This window comes from Micrococcus sp. KRD070, from assembly GCF_017168435.1.
Lineage (GTDB): Bacteria > Actinomycetota > Actinomycetes > Actinomycetales > Micrococcaceae > Micrococcus > Micrococcus luteus.
Genome location: NZ_JABFNH010000024.1, coordinates 144,678 through 154,747, shown reverse-complemented (window position 1 = coordinate 154,747; position 10,070 = coordinate 144,678). Strand labels below are relative to the sequence as shown.

Here is a 10,070-nt window from a genome sequence, read left to right as displayed (position 1 = left end):
GCGGGGATCTGGGGCATGGCTCTGGCTCCTTCAGCTCACCATTCGATCTCGAGCATCGCGGTGTTCAGGCCCGAGCCCACGCCCAGGCAGACCACCGTGTCCCCGTCCTCCAGGGCGTCCATCTCCCGCACGAGGGTGATGGGCAGCGACGCCGGGCCGACGTTGCCCAGCGTGGGGAACGTCGTCGGGATGCGCGCCGGGTCCAGGTGGGCGGACTCCGCGATCGCGTCGGTGTGCATCTGCGAGACCTGGTGGGTGATGAACCGGTCGGCCTCCGGCCACGCCCACTCCGCCGGGACGTCGTGCCACGCGTCCATCACGAGCTCGAGACCGTCCTTGAGCAGGGCGGTGGAGTCGGTGTACATGCCGTGGTGGTCGCCCACGCACAGGCCGTGGTGGTCGGTGCCGGCGCGGGTGATCCCGCGGACGATCCGATGGGCGTCCGGGTGGTCCTCGATGCGGCCGACGACGGCGGCGGCGGCCCCGGAGCCCAGCGTCAGGGACGCGAACTGCTCCATGAAGTTGCCGCGGTGCGTGGTCTCGGCGTGCAGGTTGGCCACGGTGGCGGCCTGCACCTTCGAGGCGTCCTCGGCGGCGACCACGACCGCGTAGTCGATCTGGCCGGCGTCCACGAGGGTGGAGGCGAGCATGAGGCCGTTGACGAACCCGAGGCACGCGTTCGTGATGTCGAAGTTGGTCGCCGAGGTCGGCAGCCCCATGAGGTGATGGATCCGCACGGCCACGGAGGGCTCGAGCGTGGCCCGGGTGACCGACGTGTTCACGAGCAGGCCCACCCGCTCCCGGGGGACGCCGGCCTGCTCCAGGGCCGCGACGCCGGCGCGGGCGGCGGCCTCCTGGAAGTCCTCGGTCTCGTCCCAGTTCCGTCGGCTGCGCACACCGGCCACCCGCTCCAGGAGGGAGCCGGGCAGGCGCAGGCGGGTGAGCACCTCCGCCAGCTGGTCGTCGAGGTCCCGCGAGGTGACTTCGACGGGGGCCTCCACCTCGGTGACCGCCAGGAGGGCGGCGCGGGAGTACTCGTAGCTGGCGTTGCCGGACACGTTCGTCACCAGGACCAATCTGCGGGGGGTCGGGGGAGGGGGGCGCTCACCTGCGGTGAGACGACAGCCCACTGTATCGGGGACCGGGGTCAGTCCGCGGACACGGCCACGGCGTCGTCCTCGGCGGGCGGGGCCGAGACGAGTTCGGGGGAGGCGCCGGCGCCGACGGCCTCGATGCGCTGGTCCACGGGCACGCCCGAGCCGTCCCGGCGCCCATACTCGATCGGCAGCGCGCGGGCCACGCCGGCCCGGGAGGCCGCGAGCGCGGGCGCGGCGCCGATCCAGCCGAGCTCGAGGCCGCTCTCGCCCTTGAGCAGCCGGTGGGCGCGCACGCCGCCGGTGCCGCGGCCCTTGGCCGGATACTCCCCGAGCGGGGTGACCTTGACGGAGCCCGGGGCGGAGCCGAGCACGTCCGCCTCGCCGTCCGTCACGGTCACCACGACGGCGGGCCGCGGGTGGGCCGCGGCGTCCGCACCGGTCTCGGTGAGGGAGGCGGCGGGGGCCACCCCGAACGCGAGCACCGTGTCCCCGGCGGCCAGCCGGATGCCCGCGACACCGCCGCCGGCCGGGCCCTGGGGGCGCACGGCGGAGGCGGCGTAGCGCAGCAGCTGGCCGGTGCGGGTGAGGAAGACGAGCTGGTCGGCCTCGTCCGGGGCGGGGGCGGCGCCGACCACCGCGTCGCCGTCCTTCAGGGCGACGGCGTCGACGACCTGGCGGTTCAGGGGCCATTCCGGCCGGACGCGCTTGACGACCCCGTGGGCGGTGCCCAGCGCCAGGACGGCGTCCAGGGGGACCAGGGCCACGAGCGTCTCGCCCTTGGCCAGGGGCACCAGCTCCGCGACGGGGACGGCCGCGGTCATCGCGGGGGCCGCGGACGGCTCGCCGGCCGCCGGCAGGTCGACCGCCTGGAGGCGGTGCAGCGCGCCGGCGGAGGTGAGGGCCCCGATCTCGCCGCGGGCCGTCGTCGGGACCACGGAGGTGAAGGCGTCGTGCTTGCGGCGCCGGCCCTGCGGGGCGATCGGCGTGCGGTCCGCGGTGCGCAGCAGGCGTCCGGAGGTGGAGAGCAGGGCCCAGCACGCCGTGTCGGGGACCATCAGGTCCGCCCCGGCCTCCGCGGCGCCGGCGGGGGTGGGCCCGGACGGTGCGGGCCCGGCGGCGGGGGCCGCGGCGGTCTCGGCCTCGAGCAGGACCGTGCGCCGGTCGTCGCCGTGCTCGTCGGCCACGGCCTGCAGCTCGGCCGAGACCACCTCGCGCAGCCGCGCGTCGGAGGCGAGGATCGCCTCGAGCTCGGCGATCGCGGCCTGCAGCTCGTCGCGCTCGGCCTCCAGCTCGATGCGGGAGAACTTCGTCAGCTGGCGCAGCCGCAGCTCCAGGATGTGGTCGGCCTGCACCTGGGTGAGGTCGAAGACGCCCATGAGGCGGGTGCGCGCGGCCGCGGTGTCGTCCGAGGAACGGATGATCTCGATGACCTCGTCGATGTCCACGAGCGCCAGCAGCAGGCCCTCGACGAGGTGGAGACGATCGCGGTGCTTGCCGAGGCGGTGCCCCGTGCGGCGCCGCACCACGTCCAGACGGTGGTCCACGTAGACCCGCAGCAGGGGCAGCAGGCCCAGGGTCTGCGGCTGCCCGTCGACGAGCGCGACGTTGTTGATCCCGAACGTCTCCTCGAGCGGGGTGTGCCGGTACAGGGCGGCCAGCACGGCCTGGGGGTTGAACCCGGACTTGAGCTCGATCTGCAGGCGCAGCCCGTTCTTGCGGTCCGTCAGGTCCACGACGTCGGCGATGCCGCTGAGCTTCTTCGCGTCGACGCCGGCCTTGATCCGCTCGATGACCTTCTCGGGGCCCACGCCGTACGGCAGCTCGGTGACGACCAGGCCGGTGCGACGCGCGGAGACCTGCTCCACGGCGACAGCGGCTCGCATGCGGAACGTGCCGCGGCCGGTCGCGTAGGCGTCGCGGACGCCGTCGAGCCCCACGATCCGGCCGCCCGAGGGGAGGTCGGGGCCGGGGATGTGGGCCATGATCGCCTCGAGGTCCGCCTCGGGGTCCGCGAGCAGGTGGCGCGCGCCCGCCACGACCTCGCGCAGGTTGTGCGGGGCCATGTTCGTGGCCATGCCGACGGCGATGCCGGTGGTGCCGTTGACAAGCAGGTTGGGGTAGGCGGCGGGCAGCACGGCCGGCTGCTGGAGCTGGTTGTCGTAGTTGGGGACGAAGTCCACGGTGCCCTCGTCGAGGTCCGCGGTGAGCGCCAGGGCGGCCGGGGCCATGCGGGCCTCCGTGTAGCGCGGGGCCGCGGGGCCGTCGTCGAGCGAGCCGAAGTTGCCGTGCCCGTCCACCACGGGCAGACGCAGGGAGAACGGCTGGGCGAGGCGGACCATCGCGTCGTAGATCGCGGCGTCGCCGTGGGGGTGCAGCTTGCCCATCACCTCGCCTACCACCCGGGCGGACTTCACATGGCCGCGGTCCGGGCGCAGGCCCATGCGGGCCATCATGTAGAGGATGCGCCGCTGCACCGGCTTGAGGCCGTCGCGCGCGTCCGGCAGGGCGCGCGAGTAGATCACCGAGTAGGCGTACTCGAGGAAGGACGCCTCCATCTCCTCGGAGACGTCGACGTCGACGATGTTCTCCTGCTCCAGCGGCAGCGGGCGCGGGGCGTCCTGCTCGGCGGGGCGGGAACGGGATGAACGGGCCATCATGGTGGTCGGGGAGTCCTCACGGCGTCGGGGATTGTCTACAGTGATCCTATGGGTGAGACCGAAGCCGTCCGCGGATATCCCTCCCACTGGGAGGCCGATGTGGTGCTCCGTGACGGTGCGACGGCCCACCTGCGGCCCATCTCGCCCGAGGACGCCGCCGAGCTGCAGCGCATGCACGCCGGGCAGTCCGAGAACTCCATCTACCTGCGCTACTTCACGTACAAGTCCGAGCTGAGCGCCAAGGACCTGGACCGGTTCACCCACGTGGACCACCGGGACCGGGTGGCGTTCGTGATCACCCGGGGCGGCCGCCTGCTGGGCGTGGGCCGCTACGACCGCTACGGGGACTCCGACGCCGCGGAGGTCGCCTTCAACATCTCCGACGCCGCGCAGGGCCGCGGGCTGGGCTCCATCCTCATGGAGCACCTGGCCGTGGCCGCCCGCGAGAACGGCATCCGCCGCTTCACCGCCGAGGTCCTGCCCGAGAACCGCAAGATGCTCTCGGTGTTCCAGGAGTCCGGCTTCGAGGTGACCCGCCGGTTCGAGGACGGCGTCGTGGCCGTCGAGTTCCCCATCGACCCCACCGCCCGGTGGCGCGCCGTCGTCGAGTCCCGCGAGCACCGCGCCGAGTCCCGCAGCGTCGCCGAGCTGGTCGAGCCCGCGTCCGTGGCCGTCGTCGGCGCCTCCCGCGATCCGCAGGCCGTCGGCTCGCTCGTGCTGCGCCACGTCCTCGAGGCGGGCTTCACGGGAGCCGTCCACGCCGTGAACCGCGCCGCCGAGGACGTCCAGGGCCTCACCGCCCACCGCTCCCTGGCCGACATCGGCGAGCCGGTCGACCTCGTCGTCGTCGCCGTGCCCGCCGACGAGGTCGAGGCCCTCATCCCCGAGGCCGCCGCGGCCGGGGCCCAGGGCCTCGTGGTCCTCACCTCGGGCTACGCCGACGCCGGCGCCGAGGGGCTCGAGGCCCAGCGCCGCCTGGTCTCCCGCGCCCGCGCCCACGGCATGCGTGTGATCGGCCCGGCCTCGGCCGGCCTGGTCCGCACCGACCCCGCGATCCGCCTCAACGCCTCCCCGTCCCCGGGCCTGGCCCAGCGCGGCCCCGTCGGCCTGTTCAGCCAGTCCGGCGCCGTCGGCGCCATGGTCTCCGCCGGCGTCAAGCGCCGCGGGGTGGGGATCTCCACCTCGATCAGCGCCGGCAACCGTGCGGACGTCTCGGGCAACGACGCCATGCAGTTCTTCGAGGCGGACCCCCACACCGCCGCCGTCGGCGTGTACCTCGAGTCGTTCGGCAACCCGCGCAAGTTCTCCCGCATCGCCCGGCGGCTCTCCCGCACCAAGCCCGTCGTGGTGGTCCGCTCCGACGTCACCGGGCGCTTCCTGCCCCCGGGCCACGAGACCCGCACCACCCAGGCCCCCGAGGGCGCCGTGGACTCGATGCTCGACCAGACCGGCGTGCTCGAGGCCCACACGCACGAGGCCATGCTCGACATCCTCATGGCCGTGGCCAGCCAGCCGCTGCCCACGGGCCACCGCGTCGTCCTCGTGGCCGACTCGCTCGCCCTGGACCGGCTGGGCCGCGACGCCGCGGCCGAGGCCGGGCTGGAGGTCACGGCCACCGTCGGCCTCGTCGGCAGCGAACAGGGCATCGCCCCGCCCGCCGAGACGCTGGTCTCCGCCGTCCGGGACGCCGTCCGCCACGAGCAGGCCGACGCCGTCGTGGTGCTGGCCCGCCTCGGCCTGCACCAGGCGGACGACGAGCCGGAGCGGCTGGCCCACGCCCTCGCGGACGCGACCCGGGACGCCCGCATCCCCGTGCTCGGCTGCCTGACCGACGTCGTCTCCCCGCGCTACCGCGGCGCCACGCTCGGCGCCACCGGGCCCGTGGGTGACGACGCCGAGCCCGGCTCCCTGCAGCCCGGCCTGCCCTTCTACCCGTCGCCGCAGCAGGCCATGACCGTGCTCGGCGCGCTCGCGGACTACGTCCACTGGCGCCGCCAGGAGGTCGGCGAGCCGCTCGAGCCGACCGGCCTGCACCCGCACGAGGCCGAGGAGCTCGTGGAGGCGGCCGCCGCGCGTGCCGAGGGCACCGAACTCGTCCGGCTCTCCGACGAGGAGACCGAGACGCTGCTGGGCCACTACGGGATCACCGTGCTGCCCTCGGCCCGGTTCGAGACCGCCGACGAGGCCGTGGCGGCCGCCGAGCGGCTCGGCTTCCCCGTGGCGCTCAAGGCCGTGGACCCCCACCTGCGGCACCGACTCGACCTGGGCGGCGTCCGCCTGAACGTGGTGGACGCCGATTCCCTGCGCCGCAACGTCGAGCACATGCGCCGTCTGCTCGCGCCGTTCGGCGTGCGCGAGCTCGAGGTCCAGGCCATGGCCCCCGCCGGCCAGGCCTGCATGCTCACGGCGCTCGAGGACCCGCTGCTGGGCCCCGTGGTCTCCTTCGGCATCGCCGGCGACGCCACGGACCTGCTGGGGGACTGGGTGCACCGCGTGCCCCCGCTCACGGACCGGGACGTGGCCCGCATGGTCCGCGCCCCCCGCGCCGCCGTGAAGCTGCGCGGCACCGGCGGGGTGCCCTCCGTCGACCTCGCCGCGCTGGAGGACCTCGTGGGCCGCGTCAGCGTCCTCAAGGACGACCTGCCGCAGGTCGCCCGCCTGCGCTTCGCGCCCGTGCTGGCCGCCCCCGAGGGCGTGACGGTGCTGCAGGCCGAGGTGCACGTCGCCAACGCGGCCCGCCGCACCGACTCGGCCCGGCGCGCGTTGCGCGGCCGCTGACCGGGCCGTCCACAGCGGGCCCGGACGGCCCGGCGCCGGACCCGTAGCATGGGGGACATGAGCCCGTTCCGCAGGAGTCACGAGCCAGGCCGTCCCGACCACCGCCCCGACGCCCCCGAGGCCGAGGGCCGGCAGCGCGAGGCCCGCACCCTGGACGGCAGCGGCGGCCTCGACGCCTCACTCGTCCGCGCCGGCTTCTACCCGGACCTCGTGGCGCACGCCATCGCCCTCGAGCTCGAAGGCCGCACCCCGGACGCGCACCTCGTCCACGTGGACACGCACTTCGACTACGAGGAGATCCACCGGCACATCACGGCCCTCGTGCTCGCCGGGGACACCCTGCTGGCCGTCCACCTCGACGACCACGCCGCCGACCCGGCCGGCCAGGCGGTCCTCGCCCAGGTCTCCACCGAGATGGTCCCGGTCCGCGCCCTCGGCTCCGTGGTCCTGACCACCGGCCACGCCGACCCCGCCCGCTTCCGGCCGTCCGACCCCGTGGCCGAGATGACCCTCGGGCTGATGTGGGCCGGAGGCCAGCGACTGGACCTGCAGCCCGCCGGCTGCGCCGACCCCCAGTGCGACCTCGACCACGGCTACACCGGCACCGCCACCCGCGAGGACCTCGTGATCCGCGTCGCCGCCGACGCCGACGGGCAGGGGGCCGTCGACGGCGCCCTGGCCTTCGCCCGGGCCCTGCGCCGCGCCCACCTGGCGGCCACCACGTGACGGGGCCCGCCCTCCCCGACGGCGTGGTCCCCGCCGACCGTGCCCTGCGCTCCGTCCTGACCTCCGCCGCGGCCGCCCTCGGTGTCCCGGGCTGTGAGAACGCGCTCGCGGTCCCGGCGGGCCGCCGCGTGGTCGTCGCCCTGGTGGACGGCCTCGGACGGTCCCTCCTGAAGCGCTTCGGCGGCCACGCCCCCACGCTGCGCTCGGCGATGGCCGACGGCGGCCGCGTCCTCGAGGCGGCCGTGCCCACCACGACGGCCGCGTCCCTCACGAGCCTGGGCACCGGGCTGGACGTCGGGGAGCACGGCGTGGCCGGCTACGACGTGCTCGACCCGGACCGGGACGTGGTGATCAACCAGCTGGGCGGCTGGGACGAGGCCACCGACCCGGTGGGGTGGCAGCCGAAGCCCACCGTGTTCGAGCGCGCCGCCGCGGCCGGCGTGGACGCCGTCACGGTCTCGCTGCCCGCCTTCGAGCGTTCGGCCCTGACACGGGCGGGGCTGCGTGGCGGCCGGTTCGTGGCCGGCCGCGCCCTGATCGCCCGCGCCCAGGCCGTCGAACGCGTGCTGAAGGACGCCCGCGTGCCCACGCTCGTCTACTTCTACGTCAACGAGCTGGACAAGGCCGGCCACCGGGACGGCGTGGGCTCGGACCGGTGGCTGCACGCCCTCGAGGAGATCGACGCGGCGGTGCGGCGCCTGGTGGACCGCGTGCCCGCCGGGACGGTGGTGCTCGCCACCGGCGACCACGGCATGGTCGACGTGCCGCCGTCGCGCCGCGTGGACTACGCCGCCCTGGACGAGGCCGGGGAGCTCGCCGACCCCGCGCTGCTCGAGGGGATCGCGCACACCGCGGGGGAGCCCCGCCTCGTGCAGCTGCACTTCCGATCCGACGCGGGTCCGGACGTGCGCGAGAGGGTGCGGCGCACCTGGGCCGAGCGCTACGGGGCGCACGCGTGGGTGCTCACGCGGGACGAGGCCGTCGACGCCGGCTGGTTCGGCGCCGTCGTCGAGGACCGGGTCCGTGCCCGCATCGGGGATCTGCTCGTCGCCGTGCACGGGGATCTTGCCCTCTACGACGGCCGGCGGGTGCCCCCGCACGCCTTCGAGATGGTGGGCCAGCACGGCGCGCCCACGCGCGCCGAGCGGGAGGTCCCGCTGCTCACCTGGCACCGCTGAGCCCGCCCCGCGGCCGGGGCCGGGCCGGGGTCAGTCGCCCTTGCGGCCGAAGACGATCTCGTCCCAGCTGGGCACGGACGCGCGGCGAGCGGCCGAGCGGGCCCGGGGGCGCGGCGTGACGGCCGGCATGGCAGGGCGCGCGGCACGCTCGCGAGGCGCGGGCTCCGCCCCCTCGTCCTCGACACCCGCGTCCGCGACCTCCGCGTCCGCGACGTCTGCGGCAGTGTCCTCGGCGCGGTCGGTCTCGGCGGCCGGTTCCGGCTCGTCGATGCCCGGGGCGTCGTCGGCGGTCGTCAGGGCCCCCTCGGCGTCGACCGGGGCGAGCGGCTCGGGCGCCTGGGCGGCCTCGCGCCGACTCCGGTCCTGGTGCTCGCGGGCGATCAGGTGCGCGAGCGTGTCGTCCGACTCCAGGTCCGCGCCCACACGCTGACCCCGGCGCACCCGCAGGATCTCCAGCAGATCGGCGTCGCGGTCGGCGGCCGGGGAGTGCGCACCCGCGGGGGTCACGGCGTCCTCGGCGTCCACGTCGTCCGTCACCGGTTCGGCCGCGGGGGCGCGGGGGACCAGGTCCCAGGCCTCCGCCTCGGACAGGGCGCGGGCCCAGGCGTTCTCGGGTTCGAGGTGGCGTCCGGCCGGGCGGAACGTCCAGAGCGCCGGCGGCTCCTCGCGGGTGGGCAGACTCCCCGCACCGGACACGGCGAACCGGGCGGCCACGGTCCAGCCGGCCTGGTCCTCGCGCCACGCGTCCCACTCGAGGCTCGCCTCGTCCACGCCCAGCTCGGCGAGCCGGTGCGCGGCGAGCTCACCGAGCGTCGTGGGGCCGCCGTCCTGGACGAGGTCCGAGTAGAGGTCGGGCCCGCCGACCCAGACCTCGACGGCGCGGGCCTGCCGGGCGATCCAGTCGCGCTCGGCCAAGACGGGGTGACCGTAGGTGCGGATGCGCGAGAACGCGTTCCCGCTCTCCCGGGCCACCTGCTCCACGGAGGCGCCCGCACGGATGCGCTGCTGGATCTCCCGGGGGGTGAGGGGCACGGCCTCCTGGGTCGCGGCGGCCTTGACGGACTCCTGGTCGGTCAGCGGCGCCGGGGTCGGTCCGTCCGCGGTCGAGTCGTCGGCCACGGGCCGCGGGTCGATCCGCGGGGTGAGCGCGAGGTCCTCGTCCGGCCGGGCCGGGCCGGAGGGCGCCTCGGGAGCCCGCTCGTCCTCCTCCGCGGCATCGTCGGCGTGCGTCGCCGCGTCCACCGGTCCCTCGGCGTCCTCGTCGTCCGCCCCGGGGACGTCCATCTCCGTCATGTCGTGCCAGGCCGCGGGGCCGTCCTCGGCCGGTCGCCCGTCCTCGGGCGCGGCGCCCTCGATGACCAGCCGGCGCAGATAGGGGGAGAGGGGGAGCGTGTGCTCCTCGCCCTCGGGCCCCGACAGGCGCAGCGCGTCGCCGTCCTCGGTGGGTCCGGTCAGTCGCAGCTCTGCCATGGCGGTGGTCCCTCCCACATCGTGTTCTGGTCACCGGGCATGCGGACGCCCGGCCGGGCATGCCCCGATCCTAGCCGCCGGGCCGCAGACCACGGCCCGGGCGAGGGGCGCGCGCCCGCGCGAATCCGCCCTGGGCGAGCATGCCGGTCAACATTTGGCACGGG

6 protein-coding genes are annotated in these 10,070 nt (G+C 75.7%); 3 read left to right on the top strand and 3 right to left on the bottom strand.

Annotated elements, in window-relative coordinates; genetic code table 11:
* Positions 1 to 35 precede the first annotated feature (35 nt).
* Both J1M38_RS10375 and J1M38_RS10370 read right to left on the bottom strand, forming a co-directional pair.
* Complete coding sequence (locus tag J1M38_RS10375) at positions 36 to 1,067, bottom strand: 3-oxoacyl-ACP synthase III (protein ID WP_044659529.1); 1,032 nt, start codon at positions 1,065 to 1,067, stop codon at positions 36 to 38.
* Positions 1,068 to 1,147: 80 nt separating this feature from the next.
* Positions 1,148 to 3,754 (bottom strand): DNA topoisomerase (ATP-hydrolyzing) subunit A, encoded by a 2,607-nt coding sequence (locus J1M38_RS10370; RefSeq protein ID WP_102708619.1) that lies wholly within the window; start codon positions 3,752 to 3,754, stop codon positions 1,148 to 1,150.
* Positions 3,755 to 3,802: 48 nt separating this feature from the next.
* On the opposite strand from J1M38_RS10370, the gene J1M38_RS10365 reads away from it, so the two are divergent.
* The 3 genes from J1M38_RS10365 to J1M38_RS10355 are packed head-to-tail and all read left to right on the top strand — an operon-like array spanning position 3,803 to position 8,436.
* Positions 3,803 to 6,532, top strand: coding sequence for a GNAT family N-acetyltransferase (locus tag J1M38_RS10365; protein WP_044659531.1), 2,730 nt, complete (start codon positions 3,803 to 3,805; stop codon positions 6,530 to 6,532).
* A 57-nt stretch (positions 6,533 to 6,589) separates the two neighbouring features.
* The gene (locus tag J1M38_RS10360) at positions 6,590 to 7,258 is read left to right on the top strand and encodes a DUF5998 family protein (RefSeq protein WP_044659536.1); all 669 of its coding nucleotides are present in this window, start codon (positions 6,590 to 6,592) and stop codon (positions 7,256 to 7,258) included.
* Complete coding sequence (locus J1M38_RS10355) at positions 7,255 to 8,436, top strand: alkaline phosphatase family protein (RefSeq protein ID WP_044659532.1); 1,182 nt, start codon at positions 7,255 to 7,257, stop codon at positions 8,434 to 8,436. The genes J1M38_RS10360 and J1M38_RS10355 overlap by 4 nt, the downstream gene beginning before the upstream one ends.
* Before the next feature lie 30 nt (positions 8,437 to 8,466).
* Here the strand turns inward: J1M38_RS10355 and sepH are convergent, their stop codons facing one another.
* Complete coding sequence (gene sepH, locus J1M38_RS10350) at positions 8,467 to 9,906, bottom strand: septation protein SepH (RefSeq protein WP_044659533.1); 1,440 nt, start codon at positions 9,904 to 9,906, stop codon at positions 8,467 to 8,469.
* Positions 9,907 to 10,070: the final 164 nt, after the last annotated feature.